The sequence below is a fragment of the Pseudoalteromonas sp. Angola-7 genome (assembly GCF_028599255.1).
GTDB classification, from domain to species: domain Bacteria; phylum Pseudomonadota; class Gammaproteobacteria; order Enterobacterales; family Alteromonadaceae; genus Pseudoalteromonas; species Pseudoalteromonas atlantica.
The window spans coordinates 231,381-247,919 of the sequence record NZ_JAQREL010000004.1; the positions used below are offsets into that span (position 1 = coordinate 231,381).

General features: G+C 40.1%; 18 protein-coding genes. 6 read left to right on the top strand and 12 right to left on the bottom strand.

Features of this window, described 5'->3' with window-relative positions; all coding sequences use genetic code 11:
* Positions 1-7: 7 nt before the first annotated feature.
* On the bottom strand, positions 8-1,372 hold the full coding sequence (locus PSH50_RS08135; protein WP_273586532.1) for a COG3014 family protein: 1,365 nt from the start codon (positions 1,370-1,372) through the stop codon (positions 8-10).
* A gap of 383 nt (positions 1,373-1,755) precedes the next feature.
* Between PSH50_RS08135 and PSH50_RS08140 the strand changes: the two genes are divergently transcribed.
* Positions 1,756-2,628, top strand: a complete 873-nt coding sequence (locus PSH50_RS08140; protein WP_054982394.1) for a DMT family transporter — start codon at positions 1,756-1,758, stop codon at positions 2,626-2,628.
* A gap of 19 nt (positions 2,629-2,647) precedes the next feature.
* Here PSH50_RS08140 and PSH50_RS08145 read toward each other — a convergent pair whose 3' ends face one another.
* The 7 genes from PSH50_RS08145 to PSH50_RS08175 form a co-directional block, all read right to left on the bottom strand.
* A complete protein-coding gene (locus PSH50_RS08145; RefSeq protein ID WP_264389630.1) occupies positions 2,648-3,334 on the bottom strand; it encodes a M15 family metallopeptidase in 687 nt (228 codons plus the stop codon).
* Complete coding sequence (gene dapE, locus PSH50_RS08150; RefSeq protein ID WP_004587773.1) at positions 3,334-4,464, bottom strand: succinyl-diaminopimelate desuccinylase; 1,131 nt, start codon at positions 4,462-4,464, stop codon at positions 3,334-3,336. The genes PSH50_RS08145 and dapE overlap by 1 nt, the downstream gene beginning before the upstream one ends.
* Positions 4,464-4,808 carry an ArsC family reductase gene (locus tag PSH50_RS08155; protein ID WP_096739706.1) on the bottom strand — a complete coding sequence of 115 codons (345 nt, stop codon included), beginning with the start codon at positions 4,806-4,808 and terminating at the stop codon, positions 4,464-4,466. Before PSH50_RS08155 ends, dapE begins: the two co-directional genes overlap by 1 nt.
* Positions 4,809-4,812: 4 nt before the next feature.
* The gene (locus tag PSH50_RS08160; RefSeq protein ID WP_273586533.1) at positions 4,813-5,310 is read right to left on the bottom strand and encodes a PTS glucose transporter subunit IIA; all 498 of its coding nucleotides are present in this window, start codon (positions 5,308-5,310) and stop codon (positions 4,813-4,815) included.
* A complete protein-coding gene (locus tag PSH50_RS08165; protein ID WP_004587776.1) occupies positions 5,311-5,700 on the bottom strand; it encodes an ACT domain-containing protein in 390 nt (129 codons plus the stop codon). It lies immediately after the preceding gene.
* A gap of 226 nt (positions 5,701-5,926) precedes the next feature.
* Positions 5,927-8,086, bottom strand: coding sequence for a phosphate acetyltransferase (gene pta / locus PSH50_RS08170; protein ID WP_004587777.1), 2,160 nt, complete (start codon positions 8,084-8,086; stop codon positions 5,927-5,929).
* 2 nt (positions 8,087-8,088) lie between these two features.
* Positions 8,089-9,303: an acetate kinase gene (locus PSH50_RS08175; RefSeq protein WP_273586534.1), complete on the bottom strand. Its 1,215-nt coding sequence runs from the start codon at positions 9,301-9,303 to the stop codon at positions 8,089-8,091.
* Positions 9,304-9,603: 300 nt separating this feature from the next.
* Between PSH50_RS08175 and yfbV the strand changes: the two genes are divergently transcribed.
* Complete coding sequence (gene yfbV, locus PSH50_RS08180) at positions 9,604-10,050, top strand: terminus macrodomain insulation protein YfbV (protein WP_054982400.1); 447 nt, start codon at positions 9,604-9,606, stop codon at positions 10,048-10,050.
* Positions 10,051-10,182: 132 nt separating this feature from the next.
* Here the strand turns inward: yfbV and PSH50_RS08185 are convergent, their stop codons facing one another.
* The 3 genes from PSH50_RS08185 to xthA are packed head-to-tail and all read right to left on the bottom strand — an operon-like array spanning position 10,183 to position 12,439.
* The gene (locus PSH50_RS08185) at positions 10,183-10,983 is read right to left on the bottom strand and encodes a putative RNA methyltransferase (RefSeq protein ID WP_029772082.1); all 801 of its coding nucleotides are present in this window, start codon (positions 10,981-10,983) and stop codon (positions 10,183-10,185) included.
* Complete coding sequence (locus tag PSH50_RS08190; protein WP_024034028.1) at positions 10,980-11,627, bottom strand: energy-coupling factor ABC transporter permease; 648 nt, start codon at positions 11,625-11,627, stop codon at positions 10,980-10,982. The genes PSH50_RS08185 and PSH50_RS08190 overlap by 4 nt, the downstream gene beginning before the upstream one ends.
* Positions 11,628-11,632: 5 nt before the next feature.
* Complete coding sequence (xthA, locus tag PSH50_RS08195; protein WP_273586536.1) at positions 11,633-12,439, bottom strand: exodeoxyribonuclease III; 807 nt, start codon at positions 12,437-12,439, stop codon at positions 11,633-11,635.
* A 241-nt stretch (positions 12,440-12,680) separates the two neighbouring features.
* On the opposite strand from xthA, the gene PSH50_RS08200 reads away from it, so the two are divergent.
* From PSH50_RS08200 to rluB, 4 genes are all read left to right on the top strand, one after another.
* Positions 12,681-13,112: a hypothetical protein gene (locus PSH50_RS08200; protein WP_004587783.1), complete on the top strand. Its 432-nt coding sequence runs from the start codon at positions 12,681-12,683 to the stop codon at positions 13,110-13,112.
* A 220-nt stretch (positions 13,113-13,332) separates the two neighbouring features.
* Positions 13,333-13,854 carry an EF-hand domain-containing protein gene (locus PSH50_RS08205; protein WP_004587784.1) on the top strand — a complete coding sequence of 174 codons (522 nt, stop codon included), beginning with the start codon at positions 13,333-13,335 and terminating at the stop codon, positions 13,852-13,854.
* A 151-nt stretch (positions 13,855-14,005) separates the two neighbouring features.
* On the top strand, positions 14,006-14,596 hold the full coding sequence (gene scpB, locus PSH50_RS08210) for an SMC-Scp complex subunit ScpB (protein WP_024034031.1): 591 nt from the start codon (positions 14,006-14,008) through the stop codon (positions 14,594-14,596).
* Positions 14,593-15,462 (top strand): 23S rRNA pseudouridine(2605) synthase RluB, encoded by an 870-nt coding sequence (gene rluB / locus PSH50_RS08215; protein WP_004587786.1) that lies wholly within the window; start codon positions 14,593-14,595, stop codon positions 15,460-15,462. Before scpB ends, rluB begins: the two co-directional genes overlap by 4 nt.
* 215 nt (positions 15,463-15,677) lie before the next feature.
* On the opposite strand, the gene PSH50_RS08220 is transcribed toward rluB, so the two are convergent.
* Positions 15,678-16,436, bottom strand: a complete 759-nt coding sequence (locus tag PSH50_RS08220; RefSeq protein WP_273586537.1) for a YciK family oxidoreductase — start codon at positions 16,434-16,436, stop codon at positions 15,678-15,680.
* Positions 16,437-16,539: the final 103 nt, after the last annotated feature.

Here is a 16,539-nt window from a genome sequence, read left to right on the forward strand (position 1 = left end):
ATGACTCCTAGAGTTGAACCACATGGTAGTTAAAATAGTTATTAATAGAGGTTAGGTAAATTAAGGTTAACCCTTGCTTACTAACGGTAAAATTAATAGGCGCATGGTTGCCTATTAAAAGTGTATGCGACCCTGCATTTAAACTGCTACGAGCCATGCTTATTTGATTAGGTAAAGTAAGCCAGCTGCGTGTATCGGCCTGCTCAGACGCCAAATTATAAATATTAGCAATGATATTGCCTACATCACCTGTGCTACGTGCAAGCTCTGCGCGCACTTTTTCTTTGGCTACTAAGCGTAATACTTGCCTAGATACGCGAGCCGGTATTTGTTGCTCTAATGTTTTAGCCGCTAATGCTTCTATATGCACTAATGGGTTGAGCTCTAAATTCTGCGAACCTATATTTACGCCATTAATATTAGCTATAAACGCATTATCTTTATAAACCGGCATTGCTAAACTGTAAAAACGCGCATCGCCACCTGAGGTATAAATAGGCAAGCGTAATTTAAATTCATCTTGTTTAGGCACTAAGCCTTGTTCAACCAATATAACGACTTCACCGTGATTAGCACGAAGGGGCTTTAATGGGCTAAAGCGGCGCTCAAACTCTTCTAAATCTTGGTTAAAACCTTGCTTTTTAGCTAATCGCATTACATCTTGCTGTAAGTAGTGATTATCAGGTTGAATCTCTAATGCTTTTTTATAATCAATGTAGGCATCATCGTATTGTTTATCACTTTGGTACAACAGTGCAGATAAATAAAACGTAAAGGCATTTTGAAAACCATTTTTAATACCGCGTGTCACATTACTCATACTTGGGTAATGCTGTTGTGCTTGCTCTATTGTGTCGTTTATTTGTGTTTGATTATCTGCAAGCGCATCGACTTGTACTTTGTTAGCACGACGTATTTCAACCAAGGCGCCTTCTAAATCACTGTTGTATACATAATTAAGTGCTTTGTAGCTATGTAGCATACTCATTTCATATGCCGGTGGTACATAGGTAATGGCAGAGTCGTTAGTAAATAAGGCGTTACTTTGTTCAAGCCCTGCACTTAATTGAATTTTTGCTGCTTCTCGTTTTGTTTGTACCTGGGCGTATACGTTTTCAAATTGTTGTTGTGAAAGACTTTGCTCGTTAGCAAGGTCTTTTAAACGGGCTTGCTCTAATTGGTTAAGTAAATAGCTACTGTGTAACTTACTATTGTTGGCAATAAGTGATTGAGCCTGTTCAATATTGTTATTTTGAATTGCGTTTCTTACAGGCGTCATTTGGCTTGCATAGTCGTTAAATAAATCATTAAAGCCTATGGTGCTGCATCCACTTAATATAAAACAAACACTTAAAATTATACTTTGGCGCACTGAGCACTCCTATATAGTTAGGTTTTAAAGATTAACATACTCTGGTTTTGGATTTGTGTGAAATAGTGTAAAAAAGCGTAGCCTAATTTAGGGCATATAGACCTGTGAGGATTTAAAAACTATTCTCCCTAAGGTCAGCGCGAGTTAGTTAAATTACGTGTATTTAAGGTAGGCATATCATCATGAATAGCTTGTGAATACCAGAGGATAGACGCTTAATTACAGCAATTTAGCAGTATATAAAGTTATAATGCTGCGAATAAGATTAGAGTAATTACAACAATGCCGCTTTACAGCTAAATGGCTCAGCTGTTTAAATACAGAACTGGCTGAGCAAGCCAATTTAAAGCATCTCATTATAAGGTTTTAGTTAAGGAGCGATTTTGAAAGCCACTTTATACACCCTCGTTGCATTAATAGCCTTTGCGGCAAATTCTTTACTTTGCCGTATGGCGTTAGCGCAAGGTTATATTGATGCGTGGAATTTTACAATTATCAGGCTCGTAAGTGGTGCCGTGTGTTTAGGCTTAATTATGGCTGTATATACGTATAACCTTAAGCGTAAGGGGGCGCTTAATGACGCTATTTTAAGTGATACCGGAAGTTGGCGAAGCAGTATTAGTTTATTGGTATATGCACTTTGTTTTTCTATTGCTTATATAGAGCTAGATACAGGCACCGGTGCGCTTATTTTATTTTCAGCGGTGCAACTTACCATGATTGGTTGGGGCATATATAAAAAAGAGCAGCTAAGTAAATTGCAGTGGGGGGCTTTTTTTGTCGCGTTAGCTGGGTTTGTGTATTTAATGTTGCCCTCTGCCGCTGTGCCTTCTTTGTTAGGGGCATCGCTTATGGCGTTAAGTGGCGTTGCATGGGGCGTTTACAGTATACGCGGTAAAGCGTGTGTATCGCCGCTGCGGACCACCGCCTTTAACTTTATTAGAAGCTTAGTGGCTATTCCTGTTTTATTACTTGTAGCAATAGGCTATTTAAAAACAGTAAGTATGCAAGGGGTGTTACTAGCGTGCGCCTCGGGCGCCATTGCATCAGGCATTGGTTACAGTATTTGGTATGTGGCCATGCCGCTACTAAAAAGCACGCAAGCGGCGGTCGTACAGTTATGTGTGCCTGTACTGGCTGCTATCGCTGGTATGTTGTTTTTATCTGAGCAGGTAACAGTGGAGTTTATTATTGCAAGCTCACTAATACTCGGCTCGGTATTGGTGTTTATATTAAATAAGCATACAGCGCGGTAATGCCAAGAAAAGCCCGCTATTAAGGCGGGCTTACATTTGTTATAAAACGTTTATATAGCGCGGGTAAATTATCTAAAATAGCTGACTTACCCTCTAAATCGCTGTTGCTTATACATTCGTAAAGCATCGCTTCGCTCAATGTGTTTACTAACCGCTGAGATTGCTTAATATGGCTAATATGCCAAAGTTCAGGTGCTACGCCGCCTAAATCCTGTTTGTAGGGGCGATAAAAACCATATTTAGCTAGATTTTTATCAAGCCACTGGCTGAGTGGCGCAAATGGTCCCCCATGTTGGTATTCATCAGGGGTAAGTTGCAGCTTATAGTCATCGTTAATTGCAGCGGTATCATACACATCAAGGTCGGTACCTAAATGATGCCGACTAGCCCCTGGCAAGGCAGAGTAGAGCATAATAGCCGTGCATTTTTCCAACTCATTTAGTTGGCTTAAATCCACTATCTGTTGCTGTTTATTAAAAACAGGGCGTATACCTAAAAACTTGTTATTCCAAATCATAGCTTGGCGATTAAAATCGCGAAAACTTGAGGCAATAGTCAACTCAAAACCAGCATTTTTAGCGCCATTTTGCAGGGCTAAAAAGTCATCAATAATATCAGTATGTAACCGATGCGATTGAATCTCAGTGAGGTGTGTATCACTTTGTCCAGTGATACACATTGCTAATGTATTGGTATCGAGTGCCATTAGGTTAACAATTGTTCTAAAATTTGTTCGTAAATATCAGCTAAAGCGATTAAATCATCGGTGCTTACACATTCATCTACTTTATGAATAGTGGCGTTGCGGGGGCCTAGTTCAATCACTTTTGCGCCTGTTTGCGCTATAAAGCGCCCATCTGACGTACCCCCGGTGGTTTCGAGGTTAGTGGTTAACCCCGTAACAGATTTAATCGCATTTACAGTGGCATCAACTAACGGGCCATGCTCGGTTATAAACGGCAAGCCGTTTACTATCCAGCTTAATTCGTAGTTTAAGTCATGCGTTTGTAAAATAGCATTAACCCGTTCTTGCAGTTGCTGATGAGTTACTTCGGTACTAAATCTAAAATTAAATTGCACCTCAAGCTCGCCCGGTATGACATTACCGGCCCCCGTGCCACCCTTTATATTTGATACTTGGAAGCTGGTTGCAGGGAAAAATTCATTGCCGTTGTCCCACACTGTTTGGCTAAGTTCAGTAATGGCGGGGGCAGCCAAATGAATTGGGTTTTGTGCTAAGTGGGGGTAGGCTACATGGCCTTGCACACCTTTTACTTTTAAAAAGCCAGTAAGGGAGCCACGACGGCCATTTTTCACTACATCACCGAGTACATCTCGCGATGAAGGCTCACCCACTAAGCACATATCAATTTTTTCGCCGCGTGCTTCAAGCGTGTCTATTACTTTGGTTGTGCCGTTGATAAAGGGGCCTTCTTCATCAGAGGTAATTAAAAATGAGATAGAGCCTTTGTGATCAGGGTTTTTAGCTACAAAGCGCTCAGTAGCAACAAGCATTGCTGCCAGGGAACCTTTCATATCAGCTGCGCCTCGGCCATGCAGCAAACCATCTTCAATTAAGCCTGAAAATGGCGGGTGCTGCCAGTTTTGTGCAGGGCCTGTAGGGACAACATCGGTATGGCCTGCAAAACAAAAGTGTGGCGACTCGTTTCCTTTTCGGGCCCATGTATTGAGTGTATCGGTAAAAAACAACGACTCGATATTAAATCCTAGGGCTTTTAAACGCTCGTTCATCATTGATTGGCAACCCGCATCTTCAGGGGTTACCGACTCGCGCTGAATAAGCGCTTGTGCAAGTGCAATTACTTCATGTGTCATTATTTAAATATCTCATCGTATTGCGCAGCTTTAAAGCCTAAGTGGTAGCTGTTGTTATTAACAAGCACTGGGCGCTTGATCATAGCTGGTTGCTCTACAAGTAATGTTATAGCCGTGTCTTTGTTTAGGTTTTGCTTTTGCTCATCAGCGAGTGCGCGATAGGTTGTACCACGCTTATTAACTAACTGTTCCCAGTCAATATGCTCAGCAAATTCGCTTACAAGCTGCTCGTTTACACCGTCTTTTCGGTAATCGTGAAAGGTAAAATCTATGTTGTTGTCGGCGAGGTATTTTTTGGCTTTTTTAATGGTGTCGCAATTACTAATGCCGTAAAGAGTGATCATAGGTTTAGTTCTTCTTAATAATAGTTAAAAGGGGGTCTACACCCGCATTTACGTGCGTGTGTGAATAATGAAAAGTACCTAAGTTATGGCCATTTAATAGCACTAAGCTGGCCAGTAAGGGCGATTTAAGTTCGCGTAAATCAAAGTAAGCTAAGCGCTGCCCTTTGCTTATTTTGCTGCCATTTAGCTGTGCAATATGTGTGTGTGTAATAGGCTGCTGCGCCGGTAGTGACAAGTTAATGAGAACCTTTAAACCGTTATTTGCTTGGAGAATAAATTCACATCCTGCATTTTTAACCTGCACTAAAGTGCCATCAAAGGGCGCTAAAATTTTATGATTACTTAGTGCAACCAACATAGTTGGCCCAAGGGTAGAAAATTTAAAAAAGGGCTCAGGGTGCAGGTTCAAATCAATGACTTTGCCGCTAAAGGGGCTGGTAATTTTTAATGCGCTGGCGGGGAGCTTATTTTGCGCTAAAAACTCGATAGAGGCTGTTCTCATTTATTGATCTACTACTAAATTGTAGCCATCGTTTTTAAGTGCAGTGATGGCTTGCTGCGCAGTGTGTTTTTTTACCAAAATATAATCTGTGTCGTAGGTTGAGATGGAAAAAATAGAAATATTAGCCTTTGCAAGCACGCCAGATATATTGGCCATAATCCCCGTTAAAGAAAACCCCAACGGGCCAACCACTTCAAGTGCTTGCCAATCAGGCTCTGTATCTAAACACTCAATAGCAAAATGACTAGGGCAAACAATAGAAAGCTCATCGTGAGTTTTAGAAATAAAAAATAGGGGTAATTTTAATAGCGCTACAGGAATGTCTGCATCCACTTCTAAACTATGAATTGACAACAGCGTGCTGTGTAATTGTAATGTTTGTTTTGACATTAATAACCTGCAAACAGCGTATAGAGTCAGTTAATAGTATAGATTATTGGCTATAAATTAAAGGTGTAACAGCCACTAAAATAAAGGCTGTGTGGCTGTGGGTAATAAGGATTTAAAACTTACCCACAATTTCTGTGGATAAGTATGGGAATTGGTAGGTATAAATAGCCTAACTAACTAATTAATAAGTAAATATTAGCTAGGCTATAAAAAGCACTAGTTTAATTTAGGCGTTTTCGAGTGCTTCAACTTGAGCTGCTTGAATAGCTGTAAGTGCAATGGTGTACACTATGTCATCGACTAATGCGCCACGGCTTAAATCGTTAACGGGCTTTCGCATACCTTGTAACATAGGCCCTATGCTGATTAGATCGGCACTACGTTGTACGGCTTTGTAGGTTGTGTTACCGGTATTAAGGTCTGGGAAAATAAATACCGTAGCTTTACCGGCTACTGGGCTATTTGGTGCTTTTTTAAGAGCAACATTTTCCATAATCGCAGCGTCGTATTGCAATGGCCCATCAATAATTAAATCTGGACGTTTTTGTTGAGCAATTTGCGTGGCTTCACGCACTTTTTCAACATCGGCGCCAGAGCCAGAAGTACCTGTGCTGTAGCTTATCATGGCAACACGTGGCTCTATGCCAAACGCAGCTGCAGAATCGGCTGACTGAATAGCGATATCTGCTAATTGTTCTGCATTAGGGTCAGGGTTAATTGCACAGTCGCCGTATACCAGTACTTGGTCGGGCAGCAGCATAAAAAACACAGACGATACAAGTGATGACCCTGGAGCGGTTTTAATTAGCTGTAGCGGTGGGCGAATTGTATTAGCTGTTGTGTTAACAGCGCCAGATACTAAGCCATCGACTTTACCTTGCTCAAGCATCATAGTGCCCAGTACAACATTATCTTGTAATTGCTCTTGTGCTACGACTTCTGTTAAGCCTTTGCTTTTACGAATTTCGACCATAGGTGCAACATAGTCGTTAATCACCGATTTTGGCTCAACAATACTTACATGTTCGTTAAGCTCAATACCTTGTTGCTCGGCAATACGCATTATTTCATCGCGATCGCCAAGTAATACTGTTTTTGCAATACCACGTTGTCCACAAATAGCCGCGGCTTTAATAGTACGCGGCTCATTTCCTTCAGGAAGTACCACTGTTTTAGCCGCTTTACGGGCTTTATCAGTAAGTAAATAACGAAACGCAGGAGGAGAGAGCTTACGTGTTTTTCCAACATTTTTTGCAAGCGTATCGAGCCAATCAGAATCGATATATTCTGCGTTGTGATCTTTTACTTTTTCAATACGTTGGTCATCATCGCTTGGTACTTCCATATTAAAATTATGCAGTAGTAATGATGTACGCCAAGTATCGGCCTCTGTGGCTAAAATAGGCAAGCCTGTTTGCATTGCTTGTTCACACAGCGCCATTATACGCGGCTCTGGTTCAAAACCACCGGTAAGTAAAATAGCACCAATTTTAGTGCCGTTCATGGCCGACAAACACGCAGCGACTAAAATATCTGAACGATCGCCTGGGGTAACTAATAATGCGCCCGGTGTAAAGTGGTTCAAAATGTTTGATACGGTACGCGCACAAAATGTAATACGGCGTAAGCGACGGTGTAGCATGTCGCCTTCGTTAATAATGGTGGCTTTTAAATACGCGCTTAAATCTTTAACGCGCGGCGCAACTAAATCAAAGTCCCACGGGATGGCGCCTAACAGCATAAATGGGTTTTTTCTAAAAATAGGTAAAGAAGCTAAACGGTTTAATTCGTTATCGAGCTCTTCAGCTTTGTATGAATCGACCAAATCAGCGCGGGCGCGGCCTTCTTCATCGAGCGGGGCATTCACTTTGTTAAAAATACAGCCTAAAACCCGCGGGTGATCAATGCCACCATAATACCCAGCAGCAATTTCTAAACGGTCTTCAATTTGCGTAATGGTGTAATTACCAGGGGTTAATACAAATACAATATCGGCACCCAGAGTTTGGGCTATTTCGCGGTTTACACGCCCTGCATAAGGTTGGCGGCGAGTAGGCACCATACCTTCAATAATAGCCACTTCGTCATCGTTAATTTTACTTTCAAAGCGCTCTACTATTTCTTCAAGTAAATCATCGCCTTTACCATCGCCAATCATTTGCTCTGCATAGCTTAATGCAAAAGGAGTTGGTGGGGTAATTGATGAGCCTTGCATAATAATTTGAGTTGACTTTTCAGGGCCTGTTTCACCCGTACGTGGTTGGGCAATTGGCTTGAAAAAGTTAACTTTCACGGTTTTTTGCTCAAGCGCACGCACTAACCCGACAGAAACAGATGTTAAACCAACACCTGTAGAAACCGGAATTAACATAATACGACGTGCCATAATTAAAGCTCCTTCACAATGTTAGCGGCATCAAGGGCTATTACCCATTCTTCATTAGTTGGCATTACAACCGCTTTAGTGGTCGCGTTGTCAGAGCTAATAATGCCTTCATTACCAAATCGCGCATCTAAGTTGGCTTGTTTATCGCAATCTAAGCCTAAAAACGCCAGTTGTGTGATTACTTTTTCGCGGATAATATCTGAGTTTTCGCCTATACCACCGGTAAAAATAAGCGCATCTAACTGCTGTAATGGCACCATGTAGGCGGCAATTTGCTTAGCAAGGCGGTAGCAAAAAATGTCAAGTGCAAGGGCGGCTTTTTCATGGCCAGCTACAGCGGCTTCTTCTATGGTTCTGCAGTCGTTAGACAGTTCACTAATACCTAACAAACCACTTTCTTTATTAAGTAAGTTGTCGATTTGTTTTGCATCATAATTAAGTTGTGTTGTTAAAAAGTTAAATAAACCAGGGTCGATATCACCACTGCGGGTGCCCATTACTAACCCAGCAAGCGGGGTTAAGCCCATGCTAGTATCTACACTTTTACCGCCTTTAATTGCACATACAGAACAACCATTACCTAAATGCGCACTAATAAAATTGCTTTGCTCAACAGGCTTATTAATTAATTTAGCGGTTTGGCTTGCTACATAGTAGTGGCTTGTGCCGTGCATACCGTAACGGCGAACACCGTGCTCTGTGTATAGCTTGTAAGGGAGTGCATATAAGTAGGCTACTTTATCCATGGTTTGATGAAATGCAGTGTCAAAAACAGCAACCTGTGGCAAACCAGCAAACGAAGCCTGCGCTGATGAAATACCCAGTAAGTTTGCATGGCCATGTAAAGGGGCAAGGCTTGAAGCATCTGAAATACCCGCTATGACTTTTTCATCCACTAATGCAGATTGAGTAAAGTGCTCACCACCGTGAACAACACGATGGCCTACGGCAATTAAATGCTCATCTAAGTGGTGATCTTTAATTAGGCTCACAAGCGTATTAATGGCTTCACCATGCGCTTGATTAGCAGCTAAGGTGATAACGGTTTTATCACCTTGGTATTTATATTTAATAGATGGATTTTCTGAACCTAGGCGTTCAGCTAAGCCCGAAATAATTTCATGCCCGTTATCAGCATCAATAATGGCAAATTTTAAACTCGAACTACCACAGTTTAATACTAAAACGTGTTGTGATTTAGAGGGCGTAGTTGGCATAGATACAGTTTCCATAAACAATAAATTTAGTAAGTGTACGTTAAGATATGAACAATACACTTAAGGTGCAAATTAAAGGTAAACTTAGCCACCATATAGGTGATAAAAAAGCGACTAAAGTCTAATTTATAAGATGAGTATTTTAACCCAGTTAATAAATTTAGTTTAGTGTTTAGTTGCTTATATATACAAAAACAATAACTTTTACTGCTAAAGTGTGAAGCTATTTATTTGTGTTACACTTACAGGCAGTGGCAAGCAGGCGCTACGGGTTTAAAAGTTTAGATGTGAGGAGTCATGATGCAAAAAAGTGTGATGTCACAATTACAAACGGGTAGGTTATATGCAAAAAAATGGCCTATGCGTAAAGAGTTAGCACCGTTGTTTAACGAATTTAAAGTAATTAAGGCAACCGAGCTGGCAATTACTGTAATGCCAATATTAGCCATGCTTACGTTATTTTTTCAGCTTAACTATTTAGGCCCCGATTTTTTACCGCAAGCGATTGCCAGTGCATTGTTTTTTTTATCGTTGCCGTTGCAAGGCTTGTTTTGGTTAGGTAAGCGAGCCGAAACACCATTAGAACCGAGCATGCAAAAATGGTACAACGAGTTATATACCAAAATGGTGGCAAATGGCTATCAAGCCCAAATAAGCGAAAACAAGCCCCGTTATATGGAGCTTGCACACTTATTAAAAGACATGTTTGATAAAATGGATAAAGCGTTTACTAAAGAACAATTTTAGAGCACGTTTTTCTATAAGTGTATGAGCAGAGCGCACGCTTTGCTCCATTTATTTATAACACTCCCCCTGGCATATGAGCTAACTCAATATAGCCTGGCAGTAACTTCCTCACAAACACTCGTTATTAAAATATCAATCGGCTTTACTAAACTCGGTAATGTAAAACGATAGGGTGACGCTTTGGGCGCCTTTTTCTTCAAGAGTTTGCCAATGTTCAGGTCTAAATTTCCACGCAAATGGTGTCATCATTATTAAATTTTTAATATCTGAAAAATTAAGCGTAACCTGCTCTGTAATGAGCTTTTGATCTGCTTTTATAAAGCCGCTTGGCGTGTCAATTTCAGTGTGTTTTGCTACATCTGCATAAATATATTCTTTAAGCTCTTTTAAATGCCACGGCCCTGGGCTTGCAACTACTAATGTGGCATTTGGCGCTGCTAGACGCGCCAGCTCTTGCTCAAACAAAGGCGCAAAAACACTCAGCAATACGTCAGCAGTGCCTGACTTAAAAGGCGCCTGGCTAATTGATGCAACACTAAAATGACATTGTGGGTATCGCTTTGCTGCATATTTTACGGCTGATTTAGAAATATCGACGCCGTATACCTGCGCCTCTATTTTATCGGCAATGGCATGAGTATAAAACCCTTCGCCGCAGCCTAAATCTATTAGCACGTTTGGTTTGCGCTCACTAATTATATTACTTAATGCGCGCTGTAAAAATGCGTAAAAGCCTTGCTCTAAAAAAGCACGCCTTGCTTGTACCATTTCGAGCGAATCACCCGGTTGCTTTGAGTTTTTGTGTTGCACCGGTAATAAATTTACATAGCCTTCTTTGGCAAAGTCGAAGGTGTGATTATTGTCACATCGAAGTGATGAATTATGTTTTAAAAGTGCGTGGTTACATAAAGGGCATTGGTATTGCAGACTCATGAGTCTAGGTAGTCCTTATCATAAAAAGTTTTGACCCAGTGTGGCCGATAAGTGATCAAAAGCGTAATGGCCATACCGTTAAGCATTGCCTCAGGAAACCAAATGATAGCACTTAGGTATACGTAATTATCTGCCAATTCTTGCCAATTATATTGCCCTATAAGCAAATAAAACAAAGCCCCTAAGCTTATTTTTAGACATGCAATAAAGCCTGCCAATATAAAAGAGCACACAAAAATATAAACAAAAAAGTGACGCGGTAAATACTGATAACTCATTATAAAGCCAAGGTAGCTTAATAATGTAGGAATAAATGCACCAAACAGTATTTGCATGGGCAAAAGATTAAGATCAATGTTTGCAAAAGCCGCCAATAGGGCACTAGCCAGCAGGCTACTTAAAATAGCAAGGCGCCACCCTAAAATTAGCGTTGCGGCAGTTACACCTAAAATGTGTAAATCAAGACCGCTTAAAATACCCGCTTTAATTTGCCATAACATGGCAAACACTAACGCACACGCAAGCACCCCTATTTGCCGTGCAGGCGTTTTATAAAGTGCTTTATAGGTATTTTTTTCTACGCTTATAAAGGTAATAATTAAAACAAGGGCCCAAAGGAGCCCTTGCATTTTAAGCGTTAACATAGCAATTATTTAAAGGTTGACCAAATTGGCGCATGGTCAGAGGGCTTTTCTATGCCGCGTAATTCGTAATCTATGCCGGTATCAATACATCGCTCGGCAAGGGCATGGGTAGCAAGTACAACATCAATGCGTAGGCCACGATTATCTACAAACCCTTTAGAGCGATAATCAAACCACGAGTATTTGTCGCTTGTTTCAGGGTTTTGCTCTCTGAAGGTATCTTTAAAGCCCCAATTTAATAATTTAGCAAGCCATTCGCGCTCCTCTGGTTGAAACGAGCACTTACCTGTTTTAAGCCAGCGTTTAGCGTTTACTTCACCAATACCAATATCTAAATCGGTAGGCGAAATATTGATATCGCCCATAACGATAACGTCTTCATCGGGCGTGTGGTTTGTTTCTAAATGGGTCATTAAATCTTTGTAAAACTGACGCTTATAAGGGAATTTTATTTCGTGATTTATATTATCGCCTTGTGGGAAATAACCATTCATTACCGTTAGGTCGCGGCCATTTTCTTGCTCAACTGTCACACTTATCATGCGTTTTTGTGCTTCTTCAGTGTCGCTGGCAAAACCTTTTAAGACCGATTTAGGCTCATTTTTGCATAACATTGCCACACCGTAGTGCGCTTTTTGACCATGAAAATAAACGTGGAAACCCATTTTTTGTACGTCCTCGAGAGGGAACGCCTCATCATGAACTTTAATTTCTTGCAAACCAATAATGTCTGGCTGGTGTTTATCTATAATTGCTTGTAACTGGTGTAAGCGAGCTCGCAGACCATTGATATTGAAAGAAATAACCTTCATAAAATTTACCTTTAATTAGACTCTGTTTTTATAACTAAATTGTATCAGTAAATAAGCCTACATAACATGATCGAAATGAGAAAATAGCTGCGCAAATGTTGATCAATTGGTGCGTAAAGTTTAAACATTGTAAATGCTTTATTAATTATTTAAATAAATAAAAAATTCAATTGATCTCGTAATTATTGAATATATAATGCGCAATAATTACTTGTTTAGTCGTTCAAATAGGATCTCTCTCATGAAAACACAATTACTTTTAGCTACTGCTTTATTAGCCTCTGCGTCTGTATCAGCAAAAAGCAACACTTACTTTAGCCAAGATAATAAACTTGAATCTAAATTATGTGTATTAAGTGCAAATGAAGGCTTTAGCGCAGCGCGTAAAGAAGCAGCACAACACGGTGTATACTTATCGCGTTTTTCTAAAAGTGTTTTATGTAATGGTCAAGATATTCGTGACATTGCTAAAAAAGTAACGTCTAACCAAGCTGCTGAATCAAAAGTTGAAGTGTTTGCAAAAGATGCACACCAAGAAACACAGTTATGTATCACAGCGTTAAAGCAAGGCCTTGCGCCTGTTCGCCAAAAAATTGGTAACTTAAACTCATTAAAGTGTAACGGACAAAACGTAACTGAATTTGTAAAGCGTTACCAAAACGCAGCAATCTAATTGCGCGGTAACATGTAGATTAAAATAATGCCCAGTTTGTACTGGGTATTTTTTGCAAAAATTACAAGGTATGCAGCAATCATTGCAAAGCTAAGTAATTGATTAATGTATATAAAATAAGCTAAATACACGTAACTTATTGATTGTTGGCGGCTTGTGCACTTTGGCATTGGACTTGTAATAGTTAAAGTGACATTTACTAACTACAAGGATACGTCTTATGAAAAAGTTAACACTCGCAACAACTATTTTAGCTTCGTTAAGTTTAGCCGCTTGTGCCTCAAACCAAGGCCTTGAAAAAATCGATAGCGATTTTGCAAGTTTAGATAACGACAGTGATGGTTATATTTCAAAAGTAGAAGCAGATGACGATAGCATCTGGGGCCACTTTTCAAATATTGATACCAATATGGATAACGAGATCAGTCGTAAAGAATTTAACACTTACATGCAGTTAAATACCGGTAAGGTAGCGACTGACAGCGAAGTAAGTGAGTCGGCATTTAAAGCTAAAATAGCTAAATTTGATAAAATCGAAAATGATTTTAGAAGTTTAGATAACGACAAAAATGGTTACATCTCAGTAGAAGAAGCTGACGATGATGATATTTCAAACCATTTTGGTTACATGGATGGCAACAATGATAAACGCATCAGTAAAGGTGAGTTTAAAGGCTACATTAGCAAATACGGTAAAGCCGTTGCTGAAGATGATGCACTAAAGCATTATAAAAACAGCTAATATTAGCTAAATACGCTACACATAAGAGCCAGCATTAATTGCTGGCTTTTTTGTGCATTTAATTTGTTTTAAAAGCAGATATATTTTCCCCCTTTTGCGATGTTCTGTCATAATAGATGGCTACGTATTTTAAAGGGCAAAGCAAAATATTATGGCGGGTCGTCGAATTAGTGATGAACAATTAATTGAGATCATTGAAGCGGCTATATTTGTCGCAGACAAACCTGTTAGCAAACGCCACTTAAAAGATACTGTATTGGCTGATTTAGCTATTTCTATGTCACGAATTAACACTGCAATAGACGCTATACATACCCACTATCAAACACGTGGCATTAAGCTAGTTGAAGTAGGCAGTGGCTATCGCTTTCAAGCGTGTAGTAGTTTAAGTCCTTGGCTTAGTAATTTATGGCAAGAACGGGCACCTAAGTACTCTCGCGCACTACTAGAAACATTGTCGTTAATTGCCTACAGGCAACCAATAACGCGTGGTGAAATAGAGCAAGTACGAGGCGTAACAACCGGATCAGCAATTATTAAAACCCTCCTTGAGCGAGAGTGGGTTAAAGTAGTAGGGCATAAAGAAGTACCTGGTAAACCAGCGCTTTATGCAACAACAAAATTATTTTTAGATTATTTTTCGTTAACCGGTTTAGATGAACTCCCTGCATTGCCAGCGCAACAGGAAAGTAAAATAAACCAGTTATTAAGTGATCCTTCTGTGAGAGAACCATCCGAATGAGTATTCAAGGTGAAAAGTTACAAAAAGTCCTAGCCCGTGCAGGGGTAGGCTCACGACGTGAAATGGAAAAATACATTGATGCAAACCGCGTTAGTGTTAATGGTAAAGTGGCTAAATTAGGTGACCGTGTTGAGGAAACAGACTTAATACGTGTTGATGGCCACAGCGTAAAAATTGAAGAAAAAGCCGACCGTATTTGTCGTGTAATTATGTACAACAAGCCAGAAGGGGAATTAAGTACACGTAAAGACCCAGAAGGACGTCGTACTGTTTTTGACCGTTTACCACGCATAGACGGTGAGCGTTGGATTGCTGTTGGTCGACTAGATATTAACACAGCTGGTTTAATGTTATTTACCAACGATGGTGAGTTAGCGAACCGCTTAATGCACCCAAGTTATGAAGTTGAGCGTGAATATTCAGCCCGTGTATTTGGTGAAGTGACCAATGAAACCATTAAAAACCTAACGCGTGGCGTAGAGCTTGAAGATGGTCCAGCAAAATTTTTAACGGTTAAATCACTGGGTGGCGAAGGGATTAACCGTTGGTACAATGTAACGCTAAACGAAGGACGTAACCGTGAAGTTCGCCGCTTATGGCAATCGCAGGATGTAGAAGTATCGCGCCTTATTCGTATTCGTTACGGAAAATTAGAGCTAGATAAGCGCCTTCCTCAAGGTGGTTGGGCTGAACTTGATTTAGAAACCGTTAACTATTTACGTAAAACCGTTAAATTAGGCCGCGAAACACAAACTAAACTGTCGGTTATGCCTGAAAAGCGCAAAGATAAGCGTGCTAAAATTAACCAAATTCGTAAAGCGGTTAAAAAGCATAACCAACGTGTTAAGCAAACTAAGCGTAAGTAATACCAATACGTAATAATACTTAATCATTTTGCGGGGCTAAACGTGTCGTTACCTAGGTAAAAAAATGCTCATTTAGCACAGCTAAATAGCGAGTTTTTTGCCTAGCGATCAACACGTTTTTCTAGCCTTAAAATAGATAATTTAATTAAGCGAATTGGTATAATTACCAAAAATTACCGACAAAAAAGCCGCAATGTATGCGGCTTTTTTTATAATTAAAAATGTAGTTTACTTTTTTGTTGCGCATCGAGAGATTCACCGTTTACATCGCTCGAGTCATCACTCATTAAATATAAATACGTTGGCATTAAATCTTCTGGGGTAGCAAGCTTATCGCGATCCTCCCCTGGATACGCTGATGCGCGCATAGAGGTACGCGTTGCGCCAGGGTTTATACAATTTACACGGATATTGGTTTTACCTACTTCGCAGGCCCATGTTTGCATCATGCCTTCAACTGCAAATTTAGATATTGCATAAGGCCCCCAAAATTCGCGCCCTTTACGGCCAACGCTTGATGAAGTGAAAACAATAGAGGCATTTTCTGATTTACGCAGCACAGGGAATAGCGCTTTGGTGATCATTGCTTGCGCAGTAACATTCACTTTCATGATGTTTTCAAACGTAGAAGAGCAAAAGTGCTCAAGTGGCCCTAGCGACCCTAAAATACCGGCATTATTCAATAAGCCGTCTAATCGGCCAAATTGACTTTCGATTGTAGCTGCTAAATCGCGGTAGTTTTGTTTTGTCGCGCCTTTTAAGTCCATTGGCACAATAGCAGGCTGAGGGTAACCAGCATTGACAATCTCATCGTAAACGCATTCGAGCTTATTTGTTGTTTTACCAAGTAAAATAACTGTCGCGCCATGCTTTGCGTAGGTAATTGCTGCTACGCGGCCAATACCATCGCCGGCACCTGTAATTAAAATTACTTTATTTTGAAGTGCATTTGGAGTTGCTTGATAAGTTTGCATATAAATACCAATTTATAAAATTTTTTTGATTTTAACATAGCAAATCGTCAAGTAATCGAATTTATTGAAAATTTAGGTGGCGGAATTATAAACTTTACGTTAA

Bases quoted from the DNA above. Each gene is read 5' to 3' on its own strand.
- PSH50_RS08200 (WP_004587783.1), top strand. From the start codon at position 12,681: ATGAAAACACAATTACTTTTAGCTACTGCTTTATTAGCCTCTGCGTCT.
- PSH50_RS08160 (WP_273586533.1), bottom strand. From the start codon at position 5,310: ATGAGAACAGCCTCTATCGAGTTTTTAGCGCAAAATAAGCTCCCCGCC.
- PSH50_RS08155 (WP_096739706.1), bottom strand. From the start codon at position 4,808: ATGATCACTCTTTACGGCATTAGTAATTGCGACACCATTAAAAAAGCC.
- PSH50_RS08165 (WP_004587776.1), bottom strand. From the start codon at position 5,700: ATGTCAAAACAAACATTACAATTACACAGCACGCTGTTGTCAATTCAT.
- scpB (WP_024034031.1), top strand. From the start codon at position 14,006: ATGGCGGGTCGTCGAATTAGTGATGAACAATTAATTGAGATCATTGAA.
- pta (WP_004587777.1), bottom strand. From the start codon at position 8,086: ATGGCACGTCGTATTATGTTAATTCCGGTTTCTACAGGTGTTGGTTTA.
- dapE (WP_004587773.1), bottom strand. From the start codon at position 4,464: ATGACACATGAAGTAATTGCACTTGCACAAGCGCTTATTCAGCGCGAG.
- PSH50_RS08175 (WP_273586534.1), bottom strand. From the start codon at position 9,303: ATGCCAACTACGCCCTCTAAATCACAACACGTTTTAGTATTAAACTGT.
- PSH50_RS08185 (WP_029772082.1), bottom strand. From the start codon at position 10,983: ATGAGTCTGCAATACCAATGCCCTTTATGTAACCACGCACTTTTAAAA.
- yfbV (WP_054982400.1), top strand. From the start codon at position 9,604: ATGCAAAAAAGTGTGATGTCACAATTACAAACGGGTAGGTTATATGCA.
- PSH50_RS08220 (WP_273586537.1), bottom strand. From the start codon at position 16,436: ATGCAAACTTATCAAGCAACTCCAAATGCACTTCAAAATAAAGTAATT.
- rluB (WP_004587786.1), top strand. From the start codon at position 14,593: ATGAGTATTCAAGGTGAAAAGTTACAAAAAGTCCTAGCCCGTGCAGGG.
- PSH50_RS08190 (WP_024034028.1), bottom strand. From the start codon at position 11,627: ATGTTAACGCTTAAAATGCAAGGGCTCCTTTGGGCCCTTGTTTTAATT.
- xthA (WP_273586536.1), bottom strand. From the start codon at position 12,439: ATGAAGGTTATTTCTTTCAATATCAATGGTCTGCGAGCTCGCTTACAC.
- PSH50_RS08145 (WP_264389630.1), bottom strand. From the start codon at position 3,334: ATGGCACTCGATACCAATACATTAGCAATGTGTATCACTGGACAAAGT.
- PSH50_RS08205 (WP_004587784.1), top strand. From the start codon at position 13,333: ATGAAAAAGTTAACACTCGCAACAACTATTTTAGCTTCGTTAAGTTTA.